Source organism: Streptomyces sp. 3N207, assembly GCF_052246355.1.
Taxonomy (GTDB): Bacteria; Actinomycetota; Actinomycetes; order Streptomycetales; family Streptomycetaceae; genus Streptomyces.
This window is the reverse complement of the sequence record NZ_JBQQBV010000032.1, coordinates 59,502-74,474: the sequence shown is the minus strand read 5'-3', so window position 1 is coordinate 74,474 and position 14,973 is coordinate 59,502. Positions and strand designations below refer to the sequence as shown.

Genomic DNA, 14,973 nt, shown 5'->3' with positions numbered 1-14,973 from the left:
ACGCCCCATGGCAGCGGGCCACGAACGAGAACGCCAACGGGCTGTTGCGCCAGTACTTTCCCAAGGGCACCGACCTGTCCCGATGGAGCGGCGACGAACTGGCCGCCATCGCCACGGTCCTCAACTCGCGTCCCCGAAAGATCCTCGGCTGGAAGACACCCGCAGAAGCCCTCAACGATCATCTACGATCAGCCCAAGCCGGTGTTGCGACGACTGGTTGAATCCGCCGCGGCGCGGTGCTCGCTGTGGTGGCGCTCCACCGCCTGGTCCTGCGCCGCAAGCCGTGGACCGCCAGAGCACCCACCGGGTTCCTGAGAGCGGCGACCGTCTTCAGCGGGCTGCCTTTCTTCCGGGGGGCACTGCACACGCTGGCTGGCCGCCGACGGCCCGGTACGGACACCCTCGTGACGGCCGCGACGGTCATCTCCCTGGTGCTGCGCGAGAACGTCGTGGCGCTGACCGTGCTGTGGCTGCTCAACATCGGCGAGTTCCTGCAGACCTTGACTCTTCGCCGCACCCGCCGCGCGATCGAGGAACTGCTCACCATCGGCGAGGAGCGAGTCTGGCTCGTACGGGACGGGGCGGAGGTCGAGGTCGCGCTGGAGGACGTGGTGGAAGGTGACGTGGTCGCCGTACACCAGCACCACAGGATCCCTGTCGACGGCACCGTGGTCACCGGTGCGGCACTCGTGGACCAGGCGGCGATCACCGGCGAGGCGCTTCCCGTCTACGCACAGGAAGGCGCAGAGGTCTACGCAGGCACCATCGTCACCTCCGGCTCGCTCACCGTACGTGCCACCTCGGTCGGACGGGACACCACGGTCGGCCGCATCATCAGCCGGGTCGAGGAGGCCCAGGCCGACCGGGCGCCCATCCGGACCGTGGCCGCCCGCTTCACCAGGCGCTTCGTCCCCGTCTCCTTCGCGCTGGCCGCGGGCACGTATCTGCTGACGCGGGACGCCCGCCGCGCCATGACCATGCTGCTCATCGCCTGCCCGTGTGCCGCCGGGCTGGCCACCCCGACCGCGATCAGCGCAGCGATCGGCAACGGCGCCCGCCACGGCACCCTGATCAAGGGCGGCACCCACCTGGAAGGCGTCGGACGCGTCACAGCCGTGGTCTTCGACAAGACCGGCACCCTGACCCTCGGCCGCCCGCTCGTCACCAGCGTGGTCACCTTCCACGAGGAGTTCACCGCGGACGAGGTCCTCAGCCTGGCGGCCTCCGGCGAGCTGCATGCCCGACACCCCCTCGCCGAGGCCATCGTCCGGCGCACCGAGGAACAGCACCTGCACATCCCCATCCACCAGGCCTGCGAAGTCGTCCTCGGCATGGGCATGCGCGCCGAGCTGGACGGGAGTCGCCTCCTGGTCGGCAGCCCGGCTCTGTTGCGCCAGCACGGCATGGAACTGCCCGGTCACGCCCAGCAGTGGACCGAACAGCTGCGCGCCCAGGGAGAGACCGTCATCTGCCTGGCCCACGACGACGACTTGATCGGCATGCTCGGCCTGTCCGACGCGGTACGCGGAGGAGCCGACACGGTTGTGCGCCAGTTGGAGGACCTCGGGGTGCAGCGCATCATCCTGCTGACCGGCGGCTCGCCGGAGACGGCCGCGGCGGTGGCCGACGCCCTGGGCATCGACGAGGTGCACGCACACGCGCTGCCCGAAGCGAAGCTCCAGCTGATCCGCGACCTCCAGGACGAGGGGCACCTCGTGGCCATGGTCGGGGACGGCACCAACGACGCCCCCGCCCTGGCGCTCGCGGACGTCGGCATCGCCATGGGTGCGCACTCCTCGCACGTGGCGCTGGAGACCGCCGACATCGCACTCGCGGGCAACGACCTGCAGCAGGTGGCCGGCGTCGTCGAGCTGAGCCGCCACACCCTGCGCGTCGTACGGCAGAACTACGGTTTGGCGATCGGCGTCAACCTGGTCGGTCTGGTCGCCGGTGCCGGAGGGTCGATCAATCCGGTCGTCGCGGCCTTGCTGCACAACACCAGCAGCATCGCGGTGGTCAGCAACTCGGCGAGGCTGGTCAATCACACGCCGTGCCTGCCCAGCGAACCCCGACCCTGCACGCAGCCCCGCTGGAAGACCGCCGAGTGCACTGATGCTCGGCACCTGGGTGGTTTGGACAGGGCGCCAACCTCGACGGGGCAGTGACTGTTCGCCGCTACGGAAACCGCCCGCTCGCATGCCTCGGGGCCGCGGGAGTGGGACGCCGCCGCGAAGCGCCGGCGGATCTCCTGACCGTCCCGGTCTCTCGGGCCCGACGTCTCCGGTGACCCAGCACAGAGTCCGACCTTGAGCGGCCGCAGCTCTTGCGTGTCCGGATAATACGTGCTCGGATTACCTGTGGAGGTGGTCGCGATGGACCAGAACCTGTTCAACGACATCTGTCTGCAGCAGCTGACCCTGTCGGGCGTGCACGAGGGCGAGACCGTGGTGGTGCTGACTCGCGGCGCGGATCGCCCCGAGTACGCCGACGCGTTCTTGTGGGCGATCCAGAAGCTCGGTGCCAGCGGTTACCACATGCGGTTGCCGTCGCCGGCGAGCGCGAGCGGTGTGTGGGCTGTCGGTGACTCCGGGCTGGGGAACATCCCGCTGGCCGTCGACGCGCTCAAGGCGGTCGACATGGTCGTCGACTGTACGTTCCTGCTGTTCTCGAAAGAACAGTTCGCGATTCAGGAGGCCAGCACCCGGATCCTCACCGCCGTCGAGCCGCCGGAGCTGCTCGCCCGGCTGATCCCGACTCGTGAGTTGCGCGAGCGCGTCGAGGTCGGCGCGGAGCTGCTGGCGAAGGCGTCGACGATGCGTATCACCAGCCCGCACGGCACGGACATCACCTACCAGCTCGGCGTGTACCCGACCTTGAGCGAGTACGGCTACACCGACACCCCCGGCCGCTGGGACCACTGGCCGGCCGCGTTCGTGTTCACCGGCGGCGCCGACGACGGTGTCGCCGGGAAGATCGTCCTCGCACCCGGTGACGTGCTTCTGCCGTTCAACACCTACGTCCAGACTCCGGTCGAGCTGACGATCGAGGAGGGCTTCATCCGCGACATCCGCGGCGGCGCCGGCTCCTCGGGGCTCGACGCGGACCTGCTCAAGTCCTACATCGAGTCCTTCGAAGACCCGCGCGGCTACGGCATGAGCCACGTCGGCTGGGGCCTCGACGAGCGGGCCCACTGGCACGGCCTGACCCAATTCCCCGGCGGGATGGGCATGGAGCTGCGGAGCTTCTACGGCAACGTCATGTTCTCCATCGGCCCGAACAACGAGCTCGGCGGCCCGAACGACACCGCCTGCCACTTCGACATCCCCATGCGTGGCAACAGCCTCTACCTCGACGACGAGCTGATCGTCGACGCCGGCGAGCTGACGGTCCCGGAGATGCGGCCGGTGAACAAGCGGTGAGCCGCGACGACCAGCGTGAGCACCACATCGGGATGATCGTCCCGAGCTCGAACCTCACCATGGAGGCCGAACTACCGCGGATGCTGCGCGCCCGAGAGGAGGTCGACTCGGGAGACCGGTTCGTCTTCCACACGGCCCGGGCCCGGATGCAGCACGTCACCCCCGAGCAGCTGCGCGCGATGAACGCGCAGGCCGAGCGCGCGGCCACGGAGCTCGCTGACGCCCGTCCGGACGTCGTCGCGACCGCCTGTCTGGTCGCGATCATGGCCCAGGGCCCCGGCTACCACTGCACCGCCGAGGACTCGATCACCACCACGCTCAGGGCCGAGGGTGCGCAAGCCCCGGTCGTCTCCTCTGCGGGAGCACTGCTGTCGGGCATCGCCGCGTTGGGGGCCAAGCGGGTCGCGATCATCACCCCTTACCTGAAGCCGCTGACCGAGGCGGTCGTGGCCTACCTCGAGGAAGCCGGCGTCGAGGTCGTGGACTCGCTGTCACTGGAGGTGCCGGACAACCTGGCCGTCGCCCGGCTTGCCCCGGCGGACCTGCGTGAACACTGGCGCAAGCTCGACCTGACCGGCGCCGACGCGCTGGTGCTGTCGGCCTGCGTCCAGATGCCGTCGCTGCCGTCGATCCAGCCGGTGCAGGACGAGGTCGGCATCCCGGTGCTTTCGGCGGCGACCGCCACCACGTTCCGAATCCTGTCGGAACTGGGGCTGGCGACGACGGTTCCGGGTGCCGGGGCGCTGCTCGACGGCACTCGACGCGATCCGGGTGCGGTCGCCCGCGTCGGCTGATACGCGGCTGCGCAAACGTGGGAGGCCGGGCCCGAGTATCGGGCCCGGCCTCCGACGTATACGGGAACGGACGTTCAGAGCATGCTGCGGATCGCTTCGCGGGCCGCGCGGATGCCGGCCACCGGGTCGTCCCAGAACACCATGTGTCCTGCGCCGGGGACTTCGGCCAGGGCGGCGTCCGGGTTGGTTTTCGCGGCCTCGTCGGCGCCTGCGGCCGTCACCACGGGGCTGTCGCCGCCGTAGATGAGCACCGACGGGGCCGGGACCTGCGGCCAGTGGATGAAAAAGTCCTCGGACTCGAAGCCGGCGTGCGTGGCGGCCACCGCGGTCCGAGAGCAGGAAGCCAGCCAGCGGGCGCGCAGCTCCTGCTCGGCGCGGGGCCAGCGGGGCCAGGAAGCGGCAACCTCGTCGGCGTCGGTGCCGCGCCGAGCCTGGTCGAGCTGGCCCAGGAACACCTCCAGTGTCGTCGGGTACCGGTCCCGGCTCGGCCCGCTCATCGGCGGGTCGACCAGGACCGTGCCGCGCAGCTCGTGTCGGCCGGCTGCTGCGACGACGGCGGCGATACGGGCACCCATCGAGTGCCCGAGCAGGATCGGCCGGTCCAGGCCGAGCTCGGTGATCACCGCCTCGGTGTCGGCGGCGTAGCCGGCGAGGTCGTAACCGCGCAGCGGGCCGTCGGCGTCGGCGGGTGCGCTGTCGGAGAGTCCGCGGCCGCGGACGTCGAGCACGATCGGCCGGACGAGGTCGGTGAGTTGGCGGGCGACGAACTCCATGGTGATAGCGGGGCTGGTGATGCCGGGCAGAATCAGCGCCGGGACGCCGTCGGCCGGTCCGTGGTCCAGGACGTGCAGCCGCAGCGCACCGGAGCGGACCCATCGGCTGGTCGCCGGGATGGAGGCGAGGTCGGCCAGGGCGGGCTGGGTCAGGACGCGGTGCTCGGGTACTTCGGTCGGGATGGTCGGAACCTGCTGAGTCACGGGGGCCTTCCTCGGCTCGTGATGTTCGGGGTGGTTGTCAACCTGCGGAGGCTGCGACCTCGGGGGAGCCGACGCCGAGGCCGTCCAGGTAGCCGAGCGCCTCGGTCAGGGAGACGACGTCGGCGTACTTGGCCTGCAGGTCGAACAGGGCCGCGTCGTGCGGACCGCGGGCCCGGTCGCCGCAGGCCTCGCCGACGACGAGGGTGTCGAGGCCGGACTGGACGGCGTCGACGGCGGTGGCCCGCACGCATCCCGAAGTCGTCGCCCCGCACACCAGAACGGTGTCGGTGTGCAGTCCGGTGAGCAGCGCGGCCAGCCCCGTGCCGTGGAACGCCGAGGCGCCCTTCTTGAGCACGAGGTGGTCCTCGGTGCGGTGCTCGAGGCGGGGGTCGAGGTCGACTTCGGCGTGCCCTTCGCGCAGGCTGCGCATCCCGGGAGCCTTGCGCAGCCAGGCGATCGCGTCACCGTCGGCCTCGGCCGGGGTGTAGCTGATCGCGGTGTAGACCACCGGAACCCCCACGCGTCGGGCGGTGTCGACAAGCGCCCGGGAGGCGGTGACCTCGGCGGTCAGGTCGGCTCCCGACGGGAACTGCGGCTCGGTGAAGCCACGGGTCAGGTCGACCACGACCAGCGCGGGGTGGCGCCCGCGGGGCACGGCAGCGCCGAAGCCGGCCCGCTCGTAGGTCACGTCGGTCGCGTCCCCGTGCAGTCCCGGGGCCCTGGAGTCATCGGCCACGCTGCAACTCCTTGATCAGCTTGTCCTGGCTACGGATGCGGCCCAGCAGCCAGCCCTGGAACAGGCCCGCGAGGCCGGCGGCGACCACTGGGAGGTACCGGGTGACGCCAGGGGGCAGCAGCATCGCGAGCCCGTCGAGCTCCTCCCCTCCTGCCGCGGTGCGGGCCTGGCCGGTGGCGGCCGCGGAGGACGCGGCTGCGGGTATGGCGGAGCCGGTGACGGCGGGAGCCTGCGCGGGCGAGGGCTGCTCCTGCAACTGCGCTGTGAGGTTGCGTGCGAACTGCTCCAGCAGCCGTTTGGAGACCGAGCTGATCGCGCTCTTGCCGAACTGCGCGATCTTGCCGCGCACCGACAGGTCGGTGTGCAGGTCCAGCCTCGAGCCGCCAGGTGCCTGTGAGACGGTGAGTATCACCTCGGCCTCGGCGTCGCCGTTGCCGTGGCTTTCCGCGCCGCGTGCTGAGAGCTGCAGCCGTCGATTTGTGTCGTCGACCTCGACGAAGCGGATGGTGCCGGAGTAGGCGGCGCTGATCGGGCCGACCTTGAACTTGACCCGGCCGAGGTAGTTGTCGCCGTCGCGGCCGTCGAGTATCGCGCCGGGCAGGCAGGCGGCGACCCTTTCGACGTCGTTGATCAGGGCGAACACGGCGTCAGGGTCGGCCGGGACATCGAGATGGTTGTCGAGGATCACGGGGTCGCTTCCTTCTTCGGGTCGGGGGTCTGCCCGGACACCACGGCGCCGACCGGGTCCGTGGCGAGTGCGGTCCGGCGGTTGTGCGCGGTCTCGGTGACCGCGTCGACGATGGTCTGGTAGCCGGTGCAGCGGCAGATGTTGGCCGAGACCGCTTCTCGGACTTCCTCGCGTCCGGCGTCGGGGCGCTGGGCGAGGAAGCCCTCTGCGAGCATGAGGAACCCCGGTGTGCAGAATCCGCATTGCAGGCCGTGGTGGGCGCCGAAGGCTTTTTGCAGGTCCGAGAGCTGTCCGTCGGCGCCGAGGGACTCCACGGTGCGGATCTCGCTGTTCTCGGCCTGTACGGCGAACATCAGGCACGCGCGGACCGGTGCGTCGTCGACCAGAATGGTGCACGCCCCGCACACGCCGTGCTCACAGCCCACGTGCGTTCCGGTCAGCCCCAGCTTGTGGCGCAGCACGTCGGACAGGGTTTGCCGGGGCTCGACCAGGATTTCGTGGTCGGTGCCGTTGACGTGCAGTTCGATCAGGTGCTGGTCGCTCATGCGGGGGAGCTCGCCTTCTGCGGGGGACGGGGGGTGTCGCGCTCGGGTGCGCCGTCCAGCGCGGCCAGCACGGTCTGCGGGTGCACGGGGGTGGCGTCGAGTTCGACGCCGGTGTGGCGCAGTGCGTCGTTGATGGCGTTGAGCACCGCCGCCGGGGCGCCGATGGTGCCGCCCTCCCCGGCGCCTTTGGCGCCGTTCTCGGTGAACGCGCAGGGCGTTTCGAGGTGGGAGACGGTGATATCGGGGATCTCGGTCGCGGTGGGCACCAGGTAGTCGATGAAGCTCGCGGCCGATGGCTCGCCGTTGTCGGCGTAGGTGATCTCTTCGAACAGCGCGCCGGCGATGCCCTGGGCTATGCCGCCGCGGCACTGTCCGTCGACGACCTTGGGGTGGATGACCACTCCGCAGTCCTCGACGCAGGCGTAGCGCAGGATGCGTACCTGACCGGTCCCCGGATCGGTCTCGACGACGACCGCGTGGGTGGCGTTGGAGAAGGTGCCATCGCCGGGGACGTCGAAGCTTGCGGTCGCCGACAGCGTCGGCTCGACGTCCTTGGGCAGCAGGTGCGCTCGCAGGTAGGCGACGTCGGCGATGTCCTCGAACGAGATCCGGCGGCCGGGGTCGTCGACCTGCACGACGCCGCCCCGCCCGTCGAGCCGGACCTGGTCGGGCCGGGTCTGAAGCAGGTGCGCGGCGATGTCGCAGAGAACCTCGCCGAGCCGGGCGGCAGCGATGGAGACCGCCGACCCGCCGATGGTGGCCGACCGGGAGGCGAAGGTGCCCCACCCGTAGACGATGCGTTCGGTGTCGCCCTGGCGCAGCTTGACCTTGTCGATGCCGAGACCGAGCCGGTCGGCGACGATCTGTGCCAGCGTCGTCTCGTGGGACTGGCCGTGGTTCATCGTGCCGCTGGTGACCACGACCGAGCCGGTGGTGTCCATGCGGATCTCGGAGATGTCGAACCCGGGCACTACCCGCATCTTGCGTTTGGCGAAGGCCTCGGATCCGTAGCCGGTGCGCTCGGAGAAGCAGCAGTACCCGATCCCGAGGTACCGCCCCTCGGCCGCGGCGCGCTCACGCAGTTCGTACCAGCCCTCCTCGCGCAGCGTTTGCTCGGCGAGATCGAGGGATTCCCGGTAGGTGCCGGGGTCGTAGGTGACACCGTTGATTCCGGTGTAGGGGAACTCGGTGATGACGTTGCGCCGGCGGATCTCGACCGGGTCCAACCCGAGTTCGCGGGCGGCTCGTTCCATGAGCCGTTCGATGGCCATCACGTACTGCGGCCGGCTCACCCCGCGGTACGGGGCGGTCGGGGCCTTGTTGGTAGCGATCGCCCGCCCCCGCACCCGGTAGGCGGGGACCCGGTAGACGCTGGGCATCTCGGCGGAGGCCATCAGCGGCTCGATCCCGGCGGTGAAGGGATAGCAGGAGTAGGCGCCCATGTCGCAGACCACGTCCACGTCGAGGGCGGTGATCCTGCCCTGGGCGTCGAACGCAGCGCGGGATCGGTAGCGTTGCTCGCGGGCGAGGAAGCCCGCGGTCAGGGACTCGCGTCGGTCCTCGATCCACTTCACCGGCCGGTCCAGGCGGCGCGCCGCAGCGGCGACGGCGATCTCCTCCCGCCCGACGACGCACTTCTGCCCGAACCCGCCGCCCATGTCCGGGACGGTCACCCGCACCATGCGTTCCGGGATGCGCAGCGACCGGGCCAGCACCGTGCGCACTTGGTGCGGAACCTGAGAGCAGGTCTGTACCAGCAGCTGCTCGTCGTGGTCGTCCCAGGCCGCCACGACCCCGCGGGTCTCCAGGGGCAGTGCGTTCTGCCGGCCGGTGCGGGTGAGCACCTCCACCACGCAACCGTCGGATGCGGCGGCGTCGAAGGCGTCGTCCACCCCGGGGGTGTCGAACATCGATACGTCCAGCAGGACGTTGCCTGGCGCCTCCTCGTGGACCAGAGCGGCGCCGGCGGCGAGTGCGGTGTTCTCGGAGACAATTGCGTCGTGGGCTTCATAGGTGACGACCGCGGCCTCGATCGCATCCTCGACGCAGTAGGGATCGCGGCCCACGACCAGGGCCACCGGTTCGCCGACGAACCGGACCTTGTCCCTGGCCAGGATCGGCATCGCGGTGGGCGAGAACTCCTCCGGGGGCCGGTCGAGCAGCGCGACGATGTCGCCGAGGTCGAGATCGGCGGCATCGTAGGCGGCGACGACGCCGTCGATCTCGCGGGTGGCATCGAGGTCCACGCTGGTGATCCTGGCGTGAGCCGCCGTCGAGCGGACGAACCCGGCATGCAGCATCCTCGGCAGCTGGATGTCGTCGACAAACCGGCCACGGCCCGCCAGCAGCCGCGGATCCTCGCGACGCGGCACCGAGGCGCCGACCCACCGTCCCCGGGCGCCGTCGAAGCGCGGTCCGCGGTCGCGGCTTGTGCTCTCCTCGCTGACCGGCGGGTCACCCCGCACGACCGGGCCGTCGGGCTCGGCTCCGGTCGCTGTGCGGTCGGGATCGGCCGGGGCCGGTGGCGTGGAGGGGCCGGTGTGCTGGTCGTTCATCGGGTCTGTCCTCGCTCCCATGCCTGTTCCAGCGCTTGCTTGACCATGGTTCGGGTGAGTCGGCGCCGGTAGTGCGCCGTGCCCGCCGCGTCCTCGGGCGGATCGATCGCCTGAGCCGCGGCGTCCGCACACGCGGCGAACAGCTCCGGCCCGGGCGTCCCGCCGACGAGGACCTGCTCCGCCTCGGGGACCCGCACCGGCGCCGGCGCGACCCCGCCCAGGACGACTCGGCCACCGGTGAGCGAGCCGTCGGGGCCCGGAGAGCCGAGGCTGACCGCGGCGTCGACGACGGCGAAGTCTCCGTGGCGGCGGGCGAACTCCGTCAAAGCCGAGCGGGGGGCGCGGTGGGTGAACAGCACCTCGGTGACGACCTCATCGGGCTCGATCGCGGTCGCGTAGAAACCTTGGAACATGTCCTCGGCAGCGATCTCTCTGGTCCCGGACGGGCCCTCGGCGACGATGACGGCGTCGAGCAGCAGCGCCAGCAGGCACCACTCGGCGGTGGCGTCACCATGGACGATGCTGCCGGCCACGGTGCCGCGTGAACGTATCGGCAGGTGCCCGACCCACCGCATCGACCGGGCCAGCACGTCGAAGTCCGGGCCCAGTTGCGCCGTGGCCAGCTCGACGCTGCGGTGGGTGGCCAGCGCCCCGATCCGCAGGCCGGCGCCGTCGAGCTGGATCGAGGTGGCGGCGGGGTCCCGGCGCAGCGGCCCGAGATCGACCAGCGAAGTCGGCCGGGCAAGCCGGAAGCTCATCATGGGTATCAGGCTCTGCCCGCCGGCGATGAGCTTCGGGTCCTCACCGTCCGCGCTGAGCCGGCTGAGCAGACCGATTGCATCGGCCACGTCGTGGGCTTTGTGGTAGGTGAACGCGGCGGGTTTCAATACCCGGACCTCCTTTGCTGTCGTCCGTCGCTGTGGCGTACCCGCCCCAGGCGGGCACCCGGCTCACCCGGCCGGGGCCGCGGCGTCCGGAGCGGGAACCTCCGGGGTGCTGCCAGGGACCCGGTCGAGTTCGGCACCACGGGTCTCAGGCGCACCCACGGCCATGAACACAACTGCAGCCGCGACGAGCAACCCCAGAACGGCGAAGGTGAGCGGGAGCCCGAGCACCGGCCACAGCACGCTGCCGAACACGAGCGGCGCAAAACCGGTCACCGCCCGACTCGACGACGACGCCCACCCGAACCCTGACGCGCGCAGCTCGGTCGGGTAGAGCTCGGAGACGTAGGCGTACATGACCGGGATGACGATCAGCGCGAACATACCGAACGCACCGATCGCCACGACGGCACCGGCCGGAGACTTGAGGACGAGTGCGAACGTCACCAGCGTGGCTGCGGCAAGCGGCCCGGCGACCCCGATCACCCACTTGCGGCCGACCCGGTCGACCGCCAGGACCGCGATGAGGACACCGACGATGCCCAGCGTGTTCATCAAGGTCGTGGACGCGAACGCCGCTATCTCGCCGAACCCTTCGGCGCGAAGGATGGAGGGCATCCAGCTCAGCGCCGCGTAGTAGACGAGCATGACTGTGACGAACAGGGACCAGGCCACGCCGGTGACCTTCGGGTTGAACGCCCAGACCCGCCGCAGCTGGTCGAACGCCGCAGCTGCCGCCCCACCGCGGGTGTCCTCGGTGACCGCAGCTGGTATCACGTACGGCTCCGGGGCCGCGCCGGTCCGCCGGACCAGGTCGTCGATCACCGCGCGTGCCTCCGCTTCACGGCCCTTGCGGACGAGGTAGAGCGGGGACTCCGGCACTCCTCGGCGCACCCAGAACAGCAGCACAGCGGGGAGGACCATCAGCGCGAGCATCCAACGCCAGTTCCCCTGCACCGGGACCAGCAAGGTCGCCGACAACCCGGCCAGGGTCGTACCGACGGGCCACCACCCGTCCATCGCCGAGAGCACCCGCCCCCGGTGCTTGCGGGGGGAGAACTCGCTGACGATGGCGTAGTCGACGGGGATGCAACCACCGAGCCCCACCCCGGCCAGGAAGCGCAGCAGCAGAAAGACCTCGACGTTGGGTGACAGAGCCCCCAGCACCGAGAACAGCGCGAATATCAGCAGGGTGATGCTGAAAGCCTTCTTGCGTCCGATCCGGTCGGCGACGGTTCCCCACGCCACGGCACCGACCGCCATGCCGATCAGGTTCGCGGTGGCGACCAGACCACCCTGGGCCGTCGGCAGATCGAACTCCCGCCCCACCAGAGGGGTCAGGAAACCATTGAGCGCGACGTCCCAGGCGTCGAACATGTAGCCGAGTCCGCCAAGGAGGAAGATCTTACCCTGGACACTCCATCGCCAGGGCAGGTCCTGGACGATCTGATCTCCGGTACGCATAAGCACACTCGCTTCGTTTGCGGTGGGTGGAGCAGGGGCGTTGGTCAGCGGGCGAACTGATAGTGGATCGATTCGTTGTCCGGGTCGGCGAGGGGACTGCCGTTCCACAGCCAGTCGTAGGAAACGTCGGACTCACCGTTGAAGCCGCGAAGCTTCGCGTCACGCTCACGCTGCTCCGGCCCGTCCGGCAGGTGGTAGAAGTGCATGTTCCGCAGGGAGGCGTCCTGCACCATGCCGGCGTGCTTGGCGCGCCGGTGCACGTAGCGCACCAGAGCCGCGTCGATGCCCTCCCTGGTGACCTGGCCCAGCTCCTCGGCTAGCACGGCGGCGTCCTCCATGGCCTGCGAGGCGCCCTGGGCCTGGTAGGGCAGCATGGCGTGGCAGGCGTCGCCGAGCAGCGCCACCCGCCCGTCGACCCACGCCGGGTCGCGGCGGCGACGGAACATCGCCCACAGCGAGACGTCCTCGTCCTTGGCCTTCGCCAGCATCGTCGGAACCCGGTCGTCCCAGTCGGTGTACTCCGCCGCCAGATCCGCCGCCGTGGCCGGCCCGCTCCACTCCCGCTCGATCGTCTCGCTGCACGGCACGATCGCGACGACATTGAGGTAGTCGCCGCCGCGGATCATGTAGTGCACCAGGTGCTTGTCCGGGCCGTACCAGATCGTCGAGTGGAACCGGTCGGCCAGGAACCGGGTCGCGGGATCCGCGGAGATCAGGTCGCCGGGGATCAGGGCCCGATAGGCCATCTCCCCCGAGAACGCCAGAGTGTCCTCGAAACCCGAGGCCTCGCGCACCGCGGAACGAATACCGTCAGCACCCACCACCACGTCGCCGGTGAAACGGCGTCCGTCCGCCGCGACGACGGCCGGCCGGTTCGGGTCCCTACGGTCCACATCAACGATCTGAGCGCCGTTGGCGATCTGGACGACCGGCCCCGGGCCCTCGGGGTCCAGGCAAGCGTCCAGGAGCACCTTGTGCAGGTCAGCGCGATGGTAGTGCCAGTACGGCGCCCCGTACTCGTCGGCCACACGCTGCCCGAGCGGGAGCTGAGCGATGATGCTGCCGTCAGCCCAGCGTCGGCGCACCTGGTCCTGCGGCTCGGTCCGGATCCGCTCCAGCTGAGGGCGCAGACCCAGACCCATCAGGATGCGGCTCGCATTCGGCGCGGTCTGAATCCCGGCGCCGATCTCGCCGAGCTGCGGCGCGGCCTCGGCCACCGTCACTCGCAGAGCGCGCTGCCGCAGTGAAAGGGCGGCGCACAGGCCCCCCAGGCCGGCTCCGGCGATCACGACCTCGAACGACTGGCTCGCTGCCATCCCTGACCTCCGCCTCACTGTGAGTCCGTCGAGGAAATGATCCGAGCACGGATTATCCGAAGACGCAATACCCTTGACGGCGCACCGGCCGATTTCGACTGCGCGGCGACGTTCGATGCGCCTGAACAGCGCTGCAGCGCCACGTGGCCACGTCATGATCCGCCCGGGCCAAGCTCCCGCGGCTGCACGTGAGTTGACTCCGCGGGAGCTCTTCTGCGCCGAGATGACCGGTCCGGCAGCTGACGGTCCGGGCCTCAGCCGGCCCGGTGGCGCGCTCGTCGTGCCGCAACGTGGTGCGGTTCCCCCGCCGCGGGCCGGCCGTGATCAGGCTGCGAGCAGAGCGTTCGGGTCGACCCGAATCTGGCGGGAGCCCGGCGACCGCGGGCTTGATCGACTCGGCGGTGCCGACGCGGGGGCCGGAACCGGGCCTCCTGACCCCGGGCACGGAACCGTTTCCCGCCGCAACGGCACGCAGCCGAGACGGCGGAACACCGGCGGCAGAGGCCGACAGCGCAACCCACACGTTCGGCTGACGTGCCGGAAAGGCTCAGGCCCTTCCTCCGATGCGGCCCACCCGGGCCGCCCCCGCCTCCCGGTGGATCGGCGTGTGGGCGCCCGTGAGGGGTAAGCCTGTGCCGTCGTGGCGGGTGGCGACGATCTCGGCGGCGATGGACGGCGCCGTCTCCTCGGGCGTACGGGCGCCCAGGTCGAGCCCGATCGGCGAGTGCAGGCGGGCCAGTTCAGCTCGGTGAGGCCCACCTCGCGCAACCGCTCGAGCCGGTCCTGGTGCGTACGCCGGGAGCCCTTGGCGCCCACATACGCCACCGGCGGCCACGGAGAGAATCACCGTAGCCCTCGACCTCGGTGGCCTCCAGACCGATCGTCACTCGCGCGTGCAGCCGTGCGCGGCGTCGGGCGGGACCCGGGACAGGACCCGCCGGTTCACCGCGGCGATCCCGGCCTCGATTCCCCGCTGCTGGCCGGTGTCGAATCGACGTGCCTGCCCGGCCGCGGTGGTCGAGGCGGGGAACCGGACCAGGGCGAGTACCGCAACCGCGGTGTCGGCCATGTCCGATCCAACCCGGACCAAAACCGTCCACCGGCCAGCCGGCGGGACGTCAGCCGGACCAGCAACCCGCCCGTGAACAGTCCCCGGCGACGCTGCTTGGTCGGGCCGACTCCGGCATCCAGGGCCGTGGTGCTCCCGAGGCAGTCGACGAGATCGGCCACCTTGGCCACCCCCGCCGATCCGGTCCATCCGGCGGGCCGACACGGACCTGCCGTCGCCCCCAGCGACCGACTCGTGAACTCCTCACCCGACGGCTGCCTTCCTGCTCCTGGCCGGTCCGGCCCGACAACCGCGATCCGGCCCGGACGGCAAGCACCTGTCGCCATCTCACCAGCGTGTGGCCACCACTACTCCCGAATCCGGGTCTGAGCCATGAAGAACTCCTCTGGCCGGTACTGTGAATCAGGCCATGCGAGCACGGATGATCCGGACGCTCAAGAGCCGGGGCCTGAATTTCCGTGCGCCACGGCTTGCGATGAACCACTGGCCCGGCTACGCGGTTCGGCACTATCGTCCGAGCACGTAG

13 protein-coding genes and 1 pseudogene are annotated in these 14,973 nt (G+C 70.5%); 4 read left to right on the top strand and 10 right to left on the bottom strand.

Going from position 1 to position 14,973, the window contains the following annotated elements:
• The 4 genes from ACTWP9_RS33300 to ACTWP9_RS33285 all read left to right on the top strand — a co-directional run.
• On the top strand, window positions 1-221 hold a 221-nt coding region (locus ACTWP9_RS33300; RefSeq protein WP_443250058.1), incomplete at its 5' end, for a transposase.
• Between the two features lie 27 nt (window positions 222-248).
• A complete protein-coding gene (locus tag ACTWP9_RS33295) occupies window positions 249-2,165 on the top strand; it encodes a heavy metal translocating P-type ATPase (RefSeq protein ID WP_443250057.1) in 1,917 nt (638 codons plus the stop codon).
• A 207-nt stretch (window positions 2,166-2,372) separates the two neighbouring features.
• Entirely contained in the window at window positions 2,373-3,419 is a 1,047-nt protein-coding gene (locus ACTWP9_RS33290) for a leucyl aminopeptidase (RefSeq protein WP_443250056.1), read from the top strand.
• Between the two features lie 32 nt (window positions 3,420-3,451).
• Window positions 3,452-4,213 (top strand): maleate cis-trans isomerase family protein, encoded by a 762-nt coding sequence (locus tag ACTWP9_RS33285; protein WP_443250061.1) that lies wholly within the window; start codon window positions 3,452-3,454, stop codon window positions 4,211-4,213.
• A 74-nt stretch (window positions 4,214-4,287) separates the two neighbouring features.
• Here ACTWP9_RS33285 and ACTWP9_RS33280 read toward each other — a convergent pair whose 3' ends face one another.
• The 10 genes and pseudogenes from ACTWP9_RS33280 to ACTWP9_RS33235 form a co-directional block, all read right to left on the bottom strand.
• Complete coding sequence (locus tag ACTWP9_RS33280; RefSeq protein ID WP_443250055.1) at window positions 4,288-5,190, bottom strand: alpha/beta fold hydrolase; 903 nt, start codon at window positions 5,188-5,190, stop codon at window positions 4,288-4,290.
• A gap of 37 nt (window positions 5,191-5,227) precedes the next feature.
• Window positions 5,228-5,926 carry an isochorismatase family protein gene (locus ACTWP9_RS33275; protein WP_443250054.1) on the bottom strand — a complete coding sequence of 233 codons (699 nt, stop codon included), beginning with the start codon at window positions 5,924-5,926 and terminating at the stop codon, window positions 5,228-5,230.
• The gene (locus ACTWP9_RS33270) at window positions 5,916-6,614 is read right to left on the bottom strand and encodes an SRPBCC family protein (protein WP_443250053.1); all 699 of its coding nucleotides are present in this window, start codon (window positions 6,612-6,614) and stop codon (window positions 5,916-5,918) included. Before ACTWP9_RS33270 ends, ACTWP9_RS33275 begins: the two co-directional genes overlap by 11 nt.
• The gene (locus ACTWP9_RS33265; RefSeq protein ID WP_443250052.1) at window positions 6,611-7,159 is read right to left on the bottom strand and encodes a (2Fe-2S)-binding protein; all 549 of its coding nucleotides are present in this window, start codon (window positions 7,157-7,159) and stop codon (window positions 6,611-6,613) included. The genes ACTWP9_RS33270 and ACTWP9_RS33265 overlap by 4 nt, the downstream gene beginning before the upstream one ends.
• Window positions 7,156-9,714: a xanthine dehydrogenase family protein molybdopterin-binding subunit gene (locus ACTWP9_RS33260; RefSeq protein WP_443250051.1), complete on the bottom strand. Its 2,559-nt coding sequence runs from the start codon at window positions 9,712-9,714 to the stop codon at window positions 7,156-7,158. The genes ACTWP9_RS33265 and ACTWP9_RS33260 overlap by 4 nt, the downstream gene beginning before the upstream one ends.
• On the bottom strand, window positions 9,711-10,601 hold the full coding sequence (locus ACTWP9_RS33255) for an FAD binding domain-containing protein (RefSeq protein WP_443250050.1): 891 nt from the start codon (window positions 10,599-10,601) through the stop codon (window positions 9,711-9,713). The genes ACTWP9_RS33260 and ACTWP9_RS33255 overlap by 4 nt, the downstream gene beginning before the upstream one ends.
• A 63-nt stretch (window positions 10,602-10,664) precedes the next feature.
• A complete protein-coding gene (locus tag ACTWP9_RS33250) occupies window positions 10,665-12,062 on the bottom strand; it encodes an MFS transporter (RefSeq protein WP_443250049.1) in 1,398 nt (465 codons plus the stop codon).
• 44 nt (window positions 12,063-12,106) lie between these two features.
• Window positions 12,107-13,378 (bottom strand): FAD-dependent monooxygenase, encoded by a 1,272-nt coding sequence (locus ACTWP9_RS33245; protein WP_443250048.1) that lies wholly within the window; start codon window positions 13,376-13,378, stop codon window positions 12,107-12,109.
• Between the two features lie 547 nt (window positions 13,379-13,925).
• Window positions 13,926-14,206 (bottom strand): annotated as a pseudogene (locus ACTWP9_RS33240) (XdhC family protein); the annotation flags it as partial.
• Window positions 14,207-14,261: 55 nt separating this feature from the next.
• Window positions 14,262-14,447, bottom strand: coding sequence for a hypothetical protein (locus tag ACTWP9_RS33235; protein WP_443250047.1), 186 nt, complete (start codon window positions 14,445-14,447; stop codon window positions 14,262-14,264).
• Between the last annotated feature and the right edge of the window lie 526 nt (window positions 14,448-14,973).

What these genes read in the sequence shown, in the direction of transcription:
- ACTWP9_RS33250 (WP_443250049.1), bottom strand. Translation starts at nt 12,062, where the DNA reads ATGCGTACCGGAGATCAGATCGTCCAGGACCTGCCCTGGCGATGGAGT.
- ACTWP9_RS33260 (WP_443250051.1), bottom strand. Translation starts at nt 9,714, where the DNA reads ATGAACGACCAGCACACCGGCCCCTCCACGCCACCGGCCCCGGCCGAT.
- ACTWP9_RS33285 (WP_443250061.1), top strand. Translation starts at nt 3,452, where the DNA reads ATGATCGTCCCGAGCTCGAACCTCACCATGGAGGCCGAACTACCGCGG.
- ACTWP9_RS33235 (WP_443250047.1), bottom strand. Translation starts at nt 14,447, where the DNA reads ATGGCCGACACCGCGGTTGCGGTACTCGCCCTGGTCCGGTTCCCCGCC.
- ACTWP9_RS33265 (WP_443250052.1), bottom strand. Translation starts at nt 7,159, where the DNA reads ATGAGCGACCAGCACCTGATCGAACTGCACGTCAACGGCACCGACCAC.
- ACTWP9_RS33290 (WP_443250056.1), top strand. Translation starts at nt 2,373, where the DNA reads ATGGACCAGAACCTGTTCAACGACATCTGTCTGCAGCAGCTGACCCTG.
- ACTWP9_RS33245 (WP_443250048.1), bottom strand. Translation starts at nt 13,378, where the DNA reads ATGGCAGCGAGCCAGTCGTTCGAGGTCGTGATCGCCGGAGCCGGCCTG.